The organism is Cytobacillus sp. FSL M8-0252 (assembly GCF_038007345.1).
GTDB classification, from domain to species: domain Bacteria; phylum Bacillota; class Bacilli; order Bacillales; family Cytobacillaceae; genus Cytobacillus; species Cytobacillus kochii.
The window spans coordinates 699,708-715,270 of the sequence record NZ_JBBOWZ010000001.1; the positions used below are offsets into that span (position 1 = coordinate 699,708).

The window sequence follows — 15,563 nt, forward strand, 5'->3', positions numbered from 1 at the left end:
AAAAGGGGATTGCGCGTGCAACTGTATGGGAAACTGGGAAGATAGCTGGGGAAAGTGCGATTGCGCGTGCAACTGTATGGGAAACTGGGAAGATAGCGTAGGAAAGGACGATTGCACGTGCAACTGTATGGGAAACGGGAAAGATAGCGTAGGAAAGTGCGATTGCACGTGCAACTGTGTGAGAAACGGGAAAGATAGCGTAGGAAAGTGCGATTGCACGTGCAACTGTGTGGGAAAATGGAAAAGGTAGCTGTGGAAAGGACGATTGCGCGTACAACTGTGTGGGAAACGGGAAAGATAGCGTAGGAAAGTGCGATTGCGCGTACAACTGTGTGGGAAACGGGAAAGATAGCGTAGGAAAGTGCGATTGCACGTGCAACTGTGTGAGAAATTGGAAAGATAGCGGAACAAAGTGAGATAACGCGTGCAAATCTGCAGAAACCGGAAAGATACCCGAGCAGAGCGAGTTTACCCATAAAAATTAAAAGAAAAATAGCAAAGCAAAAGAGGTTTGCTTCGCTATCCTTAAAGGATCTCCTACAGTCAAAAGAGCAAAACCCTCAAGACTCCTCATTAGCAACTTCAACTCTTCATTAAAATAGAACTAATTCCAAACAAATGAAAGTTTTCTAGTTTGTAATTTTGAATGTTTTTTAATCTGTATTATAACAATCTCAAATTATAATCCCTTTAAAACATTGGTATATCAATGTTTTGATCGTTGTTGTCGATATTTGTCGAAAATAATATCAGATTATTTTGAATAAAATAGTTCCAATAACGGATTGTCTGTTATATAATACAAATTGTTAAGAGGTTATTGTAATACAACAATAAAGACGGGTTTTTTATTCAAATGATTAAAGGGAGGATTTAACAGATGGCGAATGAAAGAGTTAAACAATTACAAGAGGCTTGGGCAAATGATTCACGTTGGATGGGGATTGAAAGACCTTATTCTGCAGAAGAGGTTATTAAACTAAGAGGATCAATTGATATCGAATATACGCTTGCTCGGAGAGGGGCTGAGAAGTTATGGAAGCTCATTAATGAGGAAGATTTCATAAATGCTTTAGGTGCATTAACAGGCAATCAAGCGGTACAGCAGGTAAAAGCGGGGTTGAAGGCGATTTATTTAAGCGGGTGGCAAGTTGCTGCTGATGCGAACCTTTCTGGACAAATGTACCCAGACCAAAGTTTATATCCAGCGAATAGTGTACCAAATGTAGTGAAACGTATTAATCAAGCGCTACAAAGAGCGGATCAAATTCACCATATGGAACAAGATGAATCAATTGATTGGTTTGCGCCAATTGTAGCGGATGCAGAGGCTGGTTTTGGTGGACAGCTGAATGTGTATGAACTCATGAAAGGCATGATTGAGTCAGGTGCAGCTGGGGTCCATTTTGAAGATCAATTATCCTCGGAGAAAAAATGTGGACACCTTGGAGGGAAAGTTTTACTTCCTACACAAACGGCAGTGAAAAACTTAATATCTGCTAGATTAGCAGCAGACGTGATGGGTGTACCCACACTAGTCATTGCAAGAACCGATGCGAATGCCGCTGATTTAATTACTAGTGATGTTGATCCATATGATGCCGCTTTTATTACTGGGGATAGAACACCGGAAGGGTTTTACCGGACCAAAGCAGGCTTAGATCAAGCAATTGCAAGAGGACTTGCTTATGCACCATATGCTGATCTTATCTGGTGCGAAACATCAGAGCCAAGCTTAGAAGAAGCAAAAGCATTTGCAGATGCTATTCACGAGAAGTTCCCTGGTAAACTACTAGCGTACAACTGCTCACCTTCATTTAACTGGAAGAAGAAATTGGATCAAGAAACGATTGCTAAATTCCAAGTTGAGTTAGGAAAAATGGGTTACAAATTCCAATTCGTGACATTAGCTGGTTTCCACTCATTAAATCACAGCATGTTTGAACTTGCACTAGGTTATAAGGATCGTGGAATGGCAGCTTACTCTGAACTTCAACAACGTGAATTTACTAGTGAAGCAGATGGTTACACGGCAACAAGACATCAACGTGAAGTAGGAACAGGTTATTTCGACCAAGTTTCCATGACTATTACAGGTGGTACATCATCCACAACCGCACTAAAAGGCTCAACCGAAGAAGAACAGTTTACGAAGGATGAAGAAGTTCAAGTGTAATTTTTTGTATTGCCCTAATAATAACTCCAATTTTTTGCCTCCCTATTTTAGATGGGGAGGTCTTTTTGTGTGCCAGGCATGTTCATTAACTTGGCGGTGAAAGTCCGCTATGGGCGTTGGGATATGCGAACCATTAGCTGAAGGCAAGGGTGTCCATGGCGACGTGGAATCTGAAGGAAGCCCTAGGCAAATCCTTGGTCTGAGGTACACGAATCACATTTGAGGTTTCCATTCCTGGATGAGTTTGCAAAACAAAACAAAGTCCAAAATATCCCCGGATGGGATGGGAATAAATGTGACAGATATATGAGGAGAAAGTGAATGAACTTACCCTGGGAGATCTCTTAATCCCCTTAATAGGAATCTATTTAGCGATAAATAACTGAATTAAGAGAAGTCAGCAGAAGTCATAGTACCAACCTAACGGTTGAGAAGGACTGAACGAAAGGAGAGAACATGTTAGAGCTATTTACAAAGGGACGATGAAACAGAAACCGATTGGGTTTCAAGGGGAGCCTTGGACGGAATCCAGGAGATTCTTTTGAAATGTAGAGTTACCTTTGTACAAACTTGACGACATGGGACCAATATGGAAACTAATGATAATTTAATTCGAAGAATTATAAGCCCAGATAATCTAAACCTAGCTTTTGTGAAGGTGAAAAGGAATAAAGGGGCAGCAGGAGTCGATGCGAAAGATATAGAAGCGACCCGTCTTCACCTTAAAGAACAGGGACAAGAAATTATAAGGCTTATACAGGACGGAAAGTACAAGCCCCAACCAGTACGAAGAGTCGAAATCCCTAAACCAGATGGAGGGAAAAGAAAACTAGGAATTCCTACGGTAGCGGATCGAGTCATCCAACAAGCCATGGTCCAAGTCTTGACACCCATTTTTGATAGACTATTCAATCCGAACAGCTATGGTTTCAGACCGAACAAAAGTGCACATCAAGCTATTGAACAGGCAAGGACATACATCGAAGATGGATATCAATTCGTTGTGGACATTGACCTTGAGAAATTCTTTGATAAAGTTCACCATGATAAACTCATGTCCCTAATTTCAAAAACAATTGAGGATAAACCGACCTTAAAGCTAATCCGACGATACTTACAAGCGGGTATTATGGAGAATGGGCTAGTTACAGTAAATAGAGAAGGGACTCCACAAGGAGGTCCATTAAGCCCTCTTCTTAGTAACATTATGTTAAATGAGCTTGATAAAGAATTGGAGAAGCGTGGACATAAGTTTGTTCGCTATGCGGATGATTGCAACATATACGTCAAGAGCCATAAAGCGGGAGAACGAGTGAAACAAGGTATTATGGACTTTATTGAGAAGAAATTAAAACTGAAGGTGAATGAGGGGAAAAGTGCAGTGGAAAAGCCAGTGGCACGTATATTCTTAGGGATGAGTTTTTACTCTTCGAGCAACACCACCCGAGTATACGTGCCAAAGAAATCGAAAAAGAGACTCGAGGAAAAGCTTAAAAAGTTAACGAACCGCAACTGGGGAATAGCCATGGAATACCGAATTCTTAAAATCAATCAATTAATCCAAGGGTGGGGCAACTACTTCAAAATAGCTGACATCAAGAAATATGCTGGAAAGATAGACGGGCATATTAGGAGAAGGCTACGTGCCTGCCGTTGGAAAGAGTGGAAGAAAGTCAGGACCAAATTTAGGAACCTGACGAGATTGGGAATCAAGAAAGGTAAGGCGTGGCAATATGCAAACTCCCGTAAGGGATACTGGAGAAATTCCAAGAGTCCTGCCTTGGACCAAGCCATGAACAATAGATATTGGCTTCAACAAGGATTAAAACAATTAACAAACATTATTACATAAACTTTCGAACCGCCGTATACCGAACGGTACGTACGGTGGTGTGAGAGGTCGGGGGTTAATCACCCCCTCCTACTCGATTGTGTAAAGGAGAAGGTGGCTACAAAAGTAATCTAATGCCGTTAGGGCGGAAAGAAATAGGGATTGCGAGTCACACAGAAGGAAAAGTGGAGCTGAGCGTGTAGCAAAAGAGGTTAGCGAGTCACTCAGAAGGAAACCGGAAGTTGAGCGCGTAGCAAAGGTGGTTAGCAAGTCACTCAGAAGGAAACCGGAAGTTGAGTGCGTAGCAAAAGTGGTTAGTAAGTCGCTCAAGAGGAAAAGAGGATATGAGCGCGTAGCAAAGGTGGTTAGCAAGTCACTCAAAAGAAAAGCCGGAGCTGAGCGCTTAGCAAAGTGGATTAGCAAGTCACTCAGAAGAAAAAGTGGATATGAGAGAGTAGCAAAAGAGGTTAGCGAGTCACTCAGAAGGAAACCGGAAGTTGAGCGCGTAGCAAAAGTGGTTAGCAAGTCACTCGGAAGGAAAAGAGGAAATGAGCGCGTAGCAAAAGTGGTTAGCAAGTCACTCAGAAAGAAAAGAGGAAATGAGCGCGTAGCAAAAGTGGTTAGTAAGTCGCTCAGAAGGAAAAGAGGAAATGAGCGCGTAGCAAAAGTGGTTAGCGAGTCACTCAGAAGGAAACCGGAAGTTGAGCGCGTAGCAAAAGTGGTTAGCAAGTCACTCAGAAGGAAAAGAGGAAATGAGCGCGTAGCAAAAGTGGTTAGTAAGTCGCTCAAGAGGAAAAGTAGATATGAGAGAGAAGCAAAAGTAATTAGCGAGTCACTCAGAAAGAAACCGGAAGCTGAGCGCGTAGCAAAGGTGATTAGCAAGTCACTCAGAAGGAAAACCGGAGCTGAGTGCGTAGCAAACGAGGTTAGCGAGTCGCTCAGAAAAAAACCGGAAGCTGAGTGCGCAGCAAACGAGATTAGCAAGTCACTCAAAAGAAAAACCAAACCTGAGTGCACATCGAAATCCAATTAAGCATATTTTCTAGGATGTTTTTGTCCAGTCTATAATAATCGATAATGTACATTTGTGTTCCTCTCATGACTGATTGTACTACGATTCCAAATCCTCCAAAGAAAAGTAAATAATTACAGGTCCACTAATCACCTTTTGCCCAAATTTTCATACGCTTAAGTGAAAGAGTTGAGTTCAAGTCAATGGGCACGTATACTAAAACGAACATATCCATTAATCAAACGTTTGATTGATGAGGTGGAGGTAATAACGGTATGGCTGAGAAGGTTGATGATTATATTACACAAGGAATTTATGGAAAAAAAGAAACGAAACCAGATGAACGTAGAAAATTTCTGGGCACATTGAGAGAAAGAACCGTTATCGCTTTGACACAGGCGCAAGTAAGGAAACCGGGTATCATGAAAGAAGTAAAAGAAGCGATGACAAAAAATAAACAAGCACGCGTATATTTAAATGGTCATATTGCTTATCGTGACATATCGAAGTATGCCAAACTAGCGTCTGAACAGCATATGTCATTTACCATTGTCACGAACAAGGACTACAACTCGGACCTTGGTCTTGTTCTCGCATATGATTATGCCATTGATCAAGATGACATTTATGTGCAAGAACAAAGTAAGGTTTATAAAGAAGCGAATCAAACTGAGGCTGGATTTAAACAGTGGATGAAAAAAATATTTAGAAAATAAAGGGAGAAAGGTCGTGGGATAACGGCCTTTTTCTAATTCAACTTTGTTGAAAAGAATGAAACTTTATTTGAAACCATCCAAACCTCATTATATAATTTTATTAAAAGATATGAGGGAGAGGTTTCTAATCGAGTTAAGGCAAATAGGTAAGAGAGTTAAGCAAGCTAGATTAAACAAGCAAATGACACAACAAGATTTAGCAGAAAAATGTGGGCTAACGAAAAGTCTAATTTCTAAAATAGAGAATGGTCAAACAGCATCTGCTGTGGCAACTTTGTTAAAAATTTCTAATCAACTAGATATTCCCTTATCTTGGGTGCTTGAAGAAAATGAAAGTAAAAATTTAGTGCTTTCTCCGAGTCAAAGCCGCACGACAAAGGTTGGCAATAAGGAAATGGGCTATCTATATGAAACATTAGCTAATCGATCTCCGTTCAGTAAGATTGATCCAGTTGTTGTGACGGTTTTGGAGGACTCAGCTAAAGAAGGTCCATACACACATTTAGAAGACGAATTTATATACATATTAAAAGGTTCAATTTATCTCTCTTATGATGGAGAAAAATACTTATTACATGAAGGTGATAGTGCGTATTTTGCTGGTACCATTCCACATGTGTTTTTACCAGTAGAAAAAAAGGAAGCAAAAGTATTAACCATTTTTATACAAGCAGATGAAAGATAATAGTAGGGTTTTGGATGATCTTCTCAAGAGATTCCAAAACCCTTTATAATTTTCAGATTTTTTATTTACTTTTACAGAAAGGGGGTGTAATATTTTATTTAATATCATTCAACTTAGTTGAATGATATTAAATAAAAGTACTAAGGAGTGAATGGAATGAATAGTCGTCTATCTGGTTTTCATCGATTTTCGGTTGAGGAGAGACTTCAAATAATATCAGAAGCGTGTCATTTGACAGAGGAAGATAAGGAAATACTTATTGGCAAACAACCCCTTTCTATTAGTACGGCTGATGCCATGATTGAAAATGTGTTAGGTTCAATTTCAATTCCTGTTGGGGTAGCAACGAATTTTAAAATTAATGGTAAGGACACTTTTATACCGATGGCAACTGAAGAGCCTTCCGTAGTCGCTGCCGCAAGTAATGCAGCGAAGGCATCCTATGATAAAGGTGGTTTTTTTGCATCATTAAGTGGATCGGTAATGATTGGTCAGATACAAGTTATAGGTGTTGAAGATCCATATGCTGCAAGATTAAGGGTGTATGATAAGAAATTAGAAATTTTGAAAATATGCAACGAAAAGGATCCAACTCTAGTAGCTATTGGTGGAGGCGCAATAGACATAGAGGTAAAGATTATCCAAACGGTGAATGAGGTTTTACTTGTGGTTCATTTATTAGTAGATACAAAGGATGCAATGGGGGCGAATGCTGTCAATACAATGGCGGAATCAATTGCTCCATTGATAGAGAATATTACTTCAGGAAAAGCGCTTCTTAGAATTATTTCTAACTTGGCTGACAGACGATTAGCTAGAGCTCATGCGGTATTTTCAAAGGATCTACTTGGTGGAGAAGAAGTTGTGCGAAAGATTGTAAACGCTTACGAGTTTGCAGATGCTGATCCTTATCGAGCGGCTACACATAATAAAGGAATTATGAATGGTATATCTGCCGTTGTACTCGCGACTGGGAATGATACAAGGGCAGTTGAGGCCGGCGCCCATGCTTTCGCTGCAGTAACAGGGCAATATCGTTCCCTTACGAAATGGGAAGAAAATCGAGCAGGTGACTTAGTTGGATCTATTGAACTTCCGATGCCTGTTGGCATTATTGGTGGCGCTACAAAGACTCATCCGGTTGCCAAAGTAAATTTAAAAATATTAGATATTCAATCAGCAGAAGAGTTAGCTTGTTGTATTGCATCCGTTGGTTTAGCGCAGAATCTAGCTGCGATGAGAGCTTTAGCAACTGATGGCATTCAAAAAGGTCATATGGCCCTTCATGCAAAAAACTTAGCTGTTATGGCTGGTGCAACAGGGGATGAGATTGGTCGAGTCGTTGCTGAAGCAGTAAAGGAAAAAGATGTAAGGTTTGATCGAATCCTACAATTAACAAAAGAGATACAAGGGAGGATTTAATATGGCTCCTAATTTACATGTGGATAAGGGGAAGCAAAGCATAGAACTAGATAAAATAAATGAAGCACCTAAATATCTTGAAATATTAGGTGATACAGTTTTACCTCGTAATATTATTCTAGCAATTATTATAAGTATCATTCTTAGTTTAAGTGGATACCTTTTAGGGGAAAGATTATTTCCTCTGTTTGCCAGCGAAAAGATGGTATCGTCGTATTCTTTATTGCTTGGTATTGGCGGTAGTGTATTATCACTTGCTTTATGTGCCTTTATATTTAATCCTAGTAGAGTGCTGACAGAAGAAGAAACTTCTCTTGAAAGTATGGAAGAGATTTTTAAAGATATGCAGTTAGATCCAAAGGAAGAATATTTATTAATTGAAGAAGATCCTGTTACGAGAAAAGAAATGGAAGCACTTGGCGTTCTCGATAAGTTTAGGACAATTGGGGAGGACGATAAGAAATGAGTATTCTCCTCATATCTATTTGCTTAGCTTTAATTGGTGCTATTCTATTTTCTTTAATTGGGTTAATCTCTGGAACAGATGAAACGGCTATAATGGTGCCATTTACCTTATTAGTTATCTTGTTAGGAGCTCCCCCGGCAGCTGTGTTTGCCTTTTTTATGGCAGCTGTACTTGCCAAACACTTAACTCATGCCGTTCCTACCGCGTTAATGGGTATTCCGGGAGATACAACTGCTGTCCCATTAATTGATCATGCCTCTGCTTTAAGAAGGCTAGGGATGCCTCATATTGCATTAAGGAAAATGGTATCGGGTGGTGTGATTGGTGCTTTTATCGCCTTACCGACAGCCGTCTTATTAGGACAATTCCTTGGACAATTTGCTGACTTTTTCAAATCAGCTTCAGGATTGATTTTTACGTTAGCGGCCATTTTAATTGCTTTTTTCTCAAAAGGAAAATGGGTAAGTGTTTTGATGATTATCCCGTTAGCTTTTTTTATTAAAAGTTTAGATGTATTAAGTTTTAGCATATTAGATAAGCATTTAACCATTAGTTTCTTTTTAGGAATTGCCATTGGTCCAATGTTTACTGATATTTTGTTTGCACTGTCAGGAAATGCACGACAGACCATTCAAAGAGATCGTCCTAAAGAGTATCATTTGGCACCAGATAATAAATCATGGGCAGGATTTTTTCCTAATCCATTTAAAATACTGACAAAAAGGCAAACGATGCAAACGACTGGTACAAGCTTTATTTCTTCTTTGACATTTGTATTTAGCCCTGTAGGAATGACTTCCTTAATGGGGGAAATTGTGGGTTCGAGATCGAAAGGGATTTATAAAAAATCAACGTCCAGTTTAACCACAATGAATGGAGTCACAGAGTCAACCTATATTGCCGAAGCAATCATTCCTTTAATAGCATTTGGTATTCCGTTGAGTCCTGTTGCATTAGGACCAGCATCGCCGTTATTTAATGCACCACCAGTGTTTACAAGTGATCCGGTTAATAATCTCCATAATTACCTAGATCCTTTAGATTTTCTTTTATATGGAGCGATTGGTCTTATCATTGCCACTCTAATTGCTTATCCGTTTTCAATGAATTACGCGAGAAAGGCAACCGTTTTGGTCATGCGCTTTATTAGTCAAGAGGCAATCGTTGCTATGTTTATTGGTTTAGCCTGTTTATTGGCTTTTCACGAAGCAGGATTAGTCGGTATCGTACTCACCTTTACAATGGCTGCAATTGGGGGGCTTTTGAATAAAATCCTCGGAATTGGTTCAGGCGTTCAGTTTATGGTATTTTATGCATCAGCCTGGTTAATTAGTGTTTTATTTGGTTTTTAAGAAAGGATTTTTTTATGAAAATGAAGAAATGGATAGAAAGTCGGGAGAGGGGACCGTATGCATACGGTCTCTTTTTAATGGTGATAAGAAAATGTCTCCGTCAGCAAAAAGTGAGGAGCCAGATTGCGGATATGGCTGAAGGGATGCTGTCAATTAGGCTAAAACGAGTAAATGCCTGCTGATTACATACAAATAAGAGATCCTTTTCAAGCGAATGAGGATGAAATGGATGCTTCCAATTATTTTTCTAATGTAATTCATTCGTTTTTAATATCTAGATAAGTTAAATGTTTTTAAAACCGATGAGAAAACTTTACACTTAGTTGTACATGAAGATAGTACTGAATTGTTAGAAGATAATTTTGTTGTGACCGTACAAGTGGTTTAGAGGAAGCGTTACAACTTTGGTATAGGTTTGCAAAAGTGGTAGAAAGGAAGAAAATGAATGGAAACGAGAATTTTTCATATTCGTAAAGCGACAGTGATGGATGCGGAACAATTATCTCAGTTAAGGTTGATTGTGGACGGTGAGACGGATAGCTTTGACAGGGAACGAGGAGAAGATTTTTTAAGTACGGCAGATTTTGAAGAGATGATACGATCTGAGTCAGTTGAAAAGAATAGTATATTTTTAGTAGCAGAAGTCAAAGGTCACCTTGTGGGTTTCCTAAGAGCTAAAGGGGGCAAATTAAAGAGGACTTCACATCGATTGGAGTTTGGTGTTGCTGTGAAAAAACAATATTGGGGACAATCTATAGGAAAAAGTCTTATTCAAGTAATGTTGCAATGGGCAGATCAAAAAGGGATTAGAAAAGTAACGCTGCAAGTATTAGAAACAAATAAAAAGGCGATTGCACTGTATGAACGACTTGGTTTTATCGTAGAAGGAGAATTAAAGGATGATAAAAAAATAGGCGATATCTATTATTCTACGATCTTAATGGGGCGGAGGAATGAGAGTAATGGATAAAAGGACGTTACTTACGGAAAATTTTTTAAAAAAGGTTATTCAAGGAAAGCGAGTGGGTGATTTCTACCCTTTTATACAAGGTGGTGATACCGAGATGGAACAATACATCTCCCATTTGGTAGGAGAGATAGGTGGATTAAAAGGGTTGTTGTATGAAGCAGATTTTGACCATTATGGCAGTGGATTTGCCTCGTATGTTAGTGTGTTTCTCTGGAAAAAGGAAGAGGAAGAAGTATTAGCAAATGGTGAAGTATCTATGAAGGGTTTATGGTTATATATTTCAAGGTTAGCGCCGGTAGTTATTATGGGTAAAGGTGAAATGACGAGACATGGTAGTAGTGGAAGTAGCGACTTTTTAGCAAGTCATACTGTGTGTGAATGGCCATCTGAGACATGGAGTAAACAAATTTGGGCAATAAAAAAAATCGTAGAAGCATATCATTATGTTATTTTGACAAAAGCAGATGTAGATCAGTATTTAGATTTTCAGATAGACATCCCAACAATACTCAGTGAACCGCCATACAAAGTCTTTGACGCGCATTTTTATTGGGAAGATTGATTAACTGTTGTGAAATAAAAGTTTACCAAAGATTATGCAATGAAAATCGTAAGACAATCGAGTATGATGAGAGAAGTTTGAGTTTGATCACGGAGGCTATGGGATGATTATTCGGAAAGCTAACTTCTCTTTATTATTGTTTCTCTTTATGATAGGAAATTTCTTATTATTTGCGATCGCCATTCACTCCTCATCTCTTGAGGTCTTTTTTTTCCATTGGGTAGTTCTACTAGCTAGTGTTATGGTTATACTTTTCCTTTCACCAAAATGGTCTTATATAGTTATAAGTGCACTCACTGTGTTATATGGTTTTCTATTATGTTATTTCAGTTATTTACAAACGGTTTTTAATCAGATGCAATTGATTTCTTTATTTATATCTTATGTATTATCTGTTGTCCCTCTCCTTTTTATCAGGCATAGCTTTTTAAGTATGGACATCCGCATGAAAGAATTATTAGCGGAAACGGTTGCTTTAAGAAAATATATGGACTCAGACGGGCTAATGCTTACAAAACAGGAGTTTTATGAACGTAGCAAAATAACATTGCGGGGAATGAATAGAAGGAATGAAACAGGTTTCCTATTAAAGGTATCTGTTTTAAGTAATGGAGTGACGCAAAAAGCTTGGCAAGGCTTAGTACAAAATGTAATAGAAGAAACCATTCGGAGTGATTTCGATTTCTTTATGAGTGAGGGTGCGTCTTTCATTATTTTCTTGCAAAATACGAATGAAGAAGGCGTCATTAAATTTCAAAACAGACTATTAAGTAATTTACGTCTGCAAATGAACATGATTCAGCCACCTATCCAATTTCGCGATTATGCTATAGTCGATTTTGACGAGGTCTATCAGATGTTGCTGGAGGAGAAGTCGAATGTTTAAGGTTGTGTTACTCTTGATTATGGCTTTCTTTTGGTTTTTGCTTTTTTATTATTCGATTTTATTAGTCTCTGGTGTTTTGCATTATAAAAGGGAAAGAGAAAGAAAGCGTAAACCTCTTTTGAAATATCCTTCTGTTGCTATTTTAATCCCTGCTCATAATGAAGGGTTAATTCTTGAGGATACGCTGAATGTTATGATGAAATTAAGGTATCCTGGTCATCTTGATGTATTCTTATTAGACGACCAGTCGATAGATCAAACAGCGGCAGTGGCTAGAAGTTTTGCAGAAAACTTTTCGCGTATTCACTATATTAAGGTCCCGCCTGGCGAACCTAAGGGAAAGTCGAGAGTGCTTAATTATGGATTGAGTATTAGCCAATCTGATTATTTTCTTGTGTACGATGCGGATAATCAGCCAGACTCGGATGCTGTGACAAAGCTAGTAGAAATAGCAGAACAAACAGAGAATGCAGCCGGAGCTGTCGGAGTAGTTCGTACCCTTAATCAAAATAAAAATTTGCTCACGCGGATGATTTCAATAGAGTTTCAAGTATTTCAATTGACAATGCAAAGCGGTAGGTGGAAATTGTTTAACCTTGGCTCTTTACCGGGAACTAATATGCTTTTAAGACGTTCTGTCATTGAAGAGCTAGAGGGGTATGACCCGTATGCACTTGCGGAAGATGCAGAGTTGACGATACGAATTACCCAGAAGGGATACGTATTACCGATTGTTCCATATGCACAAACGTGGGAACAGGAACCAGAGAATCTTCAAACCTTTTTAAAACAAAGAACAAGATGGCTCATTGGTAATCTTTATTTACTAGAGAAGAGCTTCAAGGATATTCATTTTTGGAAAGGTAAAACTTTCTTCCATAGTTTGCAACATCTTTTAACCTATTTTGTATTTATATTTTTCTTAATTACTTCAAATGTTATTTTTGTCGGTAGCTTATTCGGTATTAATTTTCCCGAAATGACCGCCCCTTTATTGATGATTTGGTTAATGAGTTATGTGGTATACTCCATCCAAATTATAAGCAGTTTAGCAGTAAATCAACAGCTCTCGCTAACAAGCCTATTTGTTGGGGCAATTATGTATTTTACGTATGCCCAACTATTCGTCATCTTACTTATTCGCGCGTTTGCGATTTATCTTTATCATCGTGTGAGAGGCTTAACGATTGGATGGGATAAAACAACACGCTTTAAAGCAGACGAGAAAGATGAAGCAGCATAAAATGGCTTCATCTTTTTTATATGGATGTGGTTCACTTTTATTGTCGAGTTGTGGTAGAGAGAAATGCTTGGGGCCTGATAAGAATTACTGGTTGCAAATGAAGACGCAGAGGTGAGTGCGTCCAAGGGGGAATTGTTGGTCACATGTAATGAATCAGAATTATTGAAGAAAATCTTGGTTTTCTGATGGTTCTTCAACCCTATGAACCACTCATCCCTACTTTGCCATTGATCTTACTCTATAGCTAACTAAACTACAAACTACGTAATCCTTCCCCTCTATCTGGAAGTTCTTTGACCCCTTTATCAAAAATCAATTTCTATTATTTGTCCATTAGGCGATCTATTGAACTCGTGGTAAAATAAAGGGTGGTGAAAACGATCAGATCTTCATGTTGCTTTAACGCGTGAAAGTTTGATATGATCAATATAATTGTGTATTTTTATTTGAATTTGGAGGTGTCTATATGTCTAGAATTACAATTGATGAGGTTAAGCATGTGGCGAACCTAGCGAGATTAGCGATTACGGAAGAAGAAGCAGAGCAATTCCAACATCAGCTAGATGCAATTATCTCGTTTGCCGAAGAGTTAAACGAGTTAGATACCGATCATGTGGAACCGACTTCCCATGTGTTGGATATGAACAATGTATTACGTGAAGATGAGGCAACAAAAGGACTGCCGCAAGAGGAAGTTCTGAAGAATGCACCTGATTCACAAGGCGGCTATATTAAAGTGCCGTCAATCATGGATTAGTTGGAGGGGAAACATTTTGAGTTTATTTGATCATAAAGTGTCTGAGCTTCATGAGCTTTTACATAAAAAAGAGATTTCAGCGACTGATTTAGTCGACGCATCTTATAAAAGAATTGCTGAAGTAGATGACAAAGTAAAAGCCTTCTTAACATTAGATGAAGAGCATGCACGTCAAGTAGCAAAAGAAATCGATGGTAAATTGGGAACGGACGAACAAAAAGGTCAGTTATTCGGGATGCCAATCGGTGTCAAAGATAACTTAGTCACAAAAGGTTTAAGAACAACTTGTGCGAGTCAAATATTAGATAATTTTGATCCAATCTATGATGCAACGGTTGTTTCGAAATTAAAAGAAGCAGAAGCCATTACGATCGGTAAATTAAACATGGATGAGTTCGCTATGGGATCTTCAAATGAAAACTCAAGTTACAGAGCGACACGCAATCCATGGAATATCGAAACGGTTCCTGGTGGTTCGTCTGGTGGATCAGCTGCAGCAGTTGCGGCAGGAGAAGTATTATTTTCACTAGGATCAGATACGGGTGGTTCGATTCGTCAGCCAGCATCTTTCTGTGGGGTTGTTGGGCTTAAACCTACATATGGTCGTGTATCTCGCTTTGGTTTAGTGGCGTTTGCTTCATCTCTTGACCAAGTGGGACCAATTACACGTACAGTTGAAGATAATGCGTATCTTTTACAGGCGATATCTGGCGTTGATCCAATGGATTCTACTTCAGCTAATGTGAGTGTACCGAATTTTGCTGAAGGCTTAACCGGTGATGTGAAAGGATTGAAAATCGCTGTTCCGAAAGAATACTTAGGCGAAGGTGTGCAAGAAGATGTCAAACAATCGGTGCTTGCTTCCCTTAAAGTATTAGAAAAATTAGGAGCAACATGGGAAGAGGTTTCCCTTCCGCATTCTAAATATGCACTTGCAGCCTATTATTTACTTTCTTCTTCTGAAGCTTCAGCTAACTTAGCACGATTTGACGGTGTACGTTACGGTTACCGTACTGAAAATCCAGAGAACTTAATTGACCTTTATAAAAAGTCTCGTTCTGAAGGATTTGGTGATGAGGTAAAACGCCGTATTATGCTTGGTACATTTGCCCTGAGCTCAGGTTATTATGATGCGTATTATAAAAAGGCGCAAAAGGTTCGTACACTAATTAAACAAGATTTTGAAAACGTCTTTGAAAAGTATGATGTAATTATCGGACCAACAACGCCAACACCGGCATTCAAAATCGGTGAGAAAACGAAAGACCCATTAACAATGTATGCGAACGATATTTTAACCATTCCTGTGAACCTTGCTGGTGTACCAGGTATTTCTGTACCTTGTGGATTCTCAGAAGGGTTACCATTAGGGTTGCAAATTATCGGTAAGCACTTTGATGAAAGCACGGTTTATCGTGTTGCCCATGCATTTGAGCAAGCAACTGATTTCCATAAACAAAAACCGGAGCTGTAAGGGGGGACAAG

Annotated in this window: 14 protein-coding genes; all 14 read left to right on the plus strand. The window is 38.9% G+C overall.

Annotated features, from left to right (window positions below; genetic code table 11):
- Positions 1 to 880 precede the first annotated feature (880 nt).
- Positions 881 to 2,176 carry an isocitrate lyase gene (aceA, locus tag MKX83_RS03585; RefSeq protein ID WP_095370697.1) on the plus strand — a complete coding sequence of 432 codons (1,296 nt, stop codon included), beginning with the start codon at positions 881 to 883 and terminating at the stop codon, positions 2,174 to 2,176.
- A gap of 589 nt (positions 2,177 to 2,765) precedes the next feature.
- Positions 2,766 to 4,028 carry a group II intron reverse transcriptase/maturase gene (gene ltrA / locus MKX83_RS03590; RefSeq protein ID WP_341054110.1) on the plus strand — a complete coding sequence of 421 codons (1,263 nt, stop codon included), beginning with the start codon at positions 2,766 to 2,768 and terminating at the stop codon, positions 4,026 to 4,028.
- A 238-nt stretch (positions 4,029 to 4,266) separates the two neighbouring features.
- Complete coding sequence (locus MKX83_RS03595) at positions 4,267 to 5,040, plus strand: hypothetical protein (RefSeq protein ID WP_341054112.1); 774 nt, start codon at positions 4,267 to 4,269, stop codon at positions 5,038 to 5,040.
- A 254-nt stretch (positions 5,041 to 5,294) separates the two neighbouring features.
- A complete protein-coding gene (locus MKX83_RS03600) occupies positions 5,295 to 5,735 on the plus strand; it encodes a YueI family protein (protein WP_095370695.1) in 441 nt (146 codons plus the stop codon).
- A 67-nt stretch (positions 5,736 to 5,802) separates the two neighbouring features.
- Positions 5,803 to 6,420: a helix-turn-helix domain-containing protein gene (locus tag MKX83_RS03605; protein WP_233435316.1), complete on the plus strand. Its 618-nt coding sequence runs from the start codon at positions 5,803 to 5,805 to the stop codon at positions 6,418 to 6,420.
- A 156-nt stretch (positions 6,421 to 6,576) separates the two neighbouring features.
- Positions 6,577 to 7,842, plus strand: coding sequence for a hydroxymethylglutaryl-CoA reductase, degradative (locus MKX83_RS03610; RefSeq protein WP_341054115.1), 1,266 nt, complete (start codon positions 6,577 to 6,579; stop codon positions 7,840 to 7,842).
- Between the two features lies 1 nt (position 7,843).
- Positions 7,844 to 8,308: a hypothetical protein gene (locus MKX83_RS03615; RefSeq protein ID WP_341054118.1), complete on the plus strand. Its 465-nt coding sequence runs from the start codon at positions 7,844 to 7,846 to the stop codon at positions 8,306 to 8,308.
- On the plus strand, positions 8,305 to 9,660 hold the full coding sequence (locus tag MKX83_RS03620; RefSeq protein ID WP_095370693.1) for a tripartite tricarboxylate transporter permease: 1,356 nt from the start codon (positions 8,305 to 8,307) through the stop codon (positions 9,658 to 9,660). The genes MKX83_RS03615 and MKX83_RS03620 overlap by 4 nt, the downstream gene beginning before the upstream one ends.
- Before the next feature lie 445 nt (positions 9,661 to 10,105).
- Positions 10,106 to 10,630, plus strand: coding sequence for a GNAT family N-acetyltransferase (locus MKX83_RS03625; RefSeq protein WP_341054120.1), 525 nt, complete (start codon positions 10,106 to 10,108; stop codon positions 10,628 to 10,630).
- Positions 10,623 to 11,192: a hypothetical protein gene (locus tag MKX83_RS03630; protein WP_095370691.1), complete on the plus strand. Its 570-nt coding sequence runs from the start codon at positions 10,623 to 10,625 to the stop codon at positions 11,190 to 11,192. Before MKX83_RS03625 ends, MKX83_RS03630 begins: the two co-directional genes overlap by 8 nt.
- Before the next feature lie 103 nt (positions 11,193 to 11,295).
- The gene (locus MKX83_RS03635) at positions 11,296 to 12,078 is read left to right on the plus strand and encodes a hypothetical protein (protein ID WP_341054123.1); all 783 of its coding nucleotides are present in this window, start codon (positions 11,296 to 11,298) and stop codon (positions 12,076 to 12,078) included.
- Positions 12,071 to 13,321, plus strand: a complete 1,251-nt coding sequence (locus tag MKX83_RS03640; RefSeq protein WP_341054126.1) for a glycosyltransferase family 2 protein — start codon at positions 12,071 to 12,073, stop codon at positions 13,319 to 13,321. Before MKX83_RS03635 ends, MKX83_RS03640 begins: the two co-directional genes overlap by 8 nt.
- A gap of 466 nt (positions 13,322 to 13,787) precedes the next feature.
- Positions 13,788 to 14,078: an Asp-tRNA(Asn)/Glu-tRNA(Gln) amidotransferase subunit GatC gene (gene gatC / locus MKX83_RS03645; protein ID WP_095370688.1), complete on the plus strand. Its 291-nt coding sequence runs from the start codon at positions 13,788 to 13,790 to the stop codon at positions 14,076 to 14,078.
- A gap of 16 nt (positions 14,079 to 14,094) precedes the next feature.
- Positions 14,095 to 15,552 (plus strand): Asp-tRNA(Asn)/Glu-tRNA(Gln) amidotransferase subunit GatA, encoded by a 1,458-nt coding sequence (gatA, locus tag MKX83_RS03650; protein ID WP_322910201.1) that lies wholly within the window; start codon positions 14,095 to 14,097, stop codon positions 15,550 to 15,552.
- Positions 15,553 to 15,563: the final 11 nt, after the last annotated feature.

Excerpts from the sequence above, each read along its gene's own strand:
- aceA (WP_095370697.1), top strand. The coding sequence starts at position 881 with ATGGCGAATGAAAGAGTTAAACAATTACAAGAGGCTTGGGCAAATGAT.
- MKX83_RS03625 (WP_341054120.1), top strand. The coding sequence starts at position 10,106 with ATGGAAACGAGAATTTTTCATATTCGTAAAGCGACAGTGATGGATGCG.
- MKX83_RS03610 (WP_341054115.1), top strand. The coding sequence starts at position 6,577 with ATGAATAGTCGTCTATCTGGTTTTCATCGATTTTCGGTTGAGGAGAGA.
- MKX83_RS03635 (WP_341054123.1), top strand. The coding sequence starts at position 11,296 with ATGATTATTCGGAAAGCTAACTTCTCTTTATTATTGTTTCTCTTTATG.
- MKX83_RS03640 (WP_341054126.1), top strand. The coding sequence starts at position 12,071 with ATGTTTAAGGTTGTGTTACTCTTGATTATGGCTTTCTTTTGGTTTTTG.
- MKX83_RS03615 (WP_341054118.1), top strand. The coding sequence starts at position 7,844 with ATGGCTCCTAATTTACATGTGGATAAGGGGAAGCAAAGCATAGAACTA.
- gatC (WP_095370688.1), top strand. The coding sequence starts at position 13,788 with ATGTCTAGAATTACAATTGATGAGGTTAAGCATGTGGCGAACCTAGCG.
- MKX83_RS03630 (WP_095370691.1), top strand. The coding sequence starts at position 10,623 with ATGGATAAAAGGACGTTACTTACGGAAAATTTTTTAAAAAAGGTTATT.
- MKX83_RS03620 (WP_095370693.1), top strand. The coding sequence starts at position 8,305 with ATGAGTATTCTCCTCATATCTATTTGCTTAGCTTTAATTGGTGCTATT.
- MKX83_RS03600 (WP_095370695.1), top strand. The coding sequence starts at position 5,295 with ATGGCTGAGAAGGTTGATGATTATATTACACAAGGAATTTATGGAAAA.
- ltrA (WP_341054110.1), top strand. The coding sequence starts at position 2,766 with ATGGAAACTAATGATAATTTAATTCGAAGAATTATAAGCCCAGATAAT.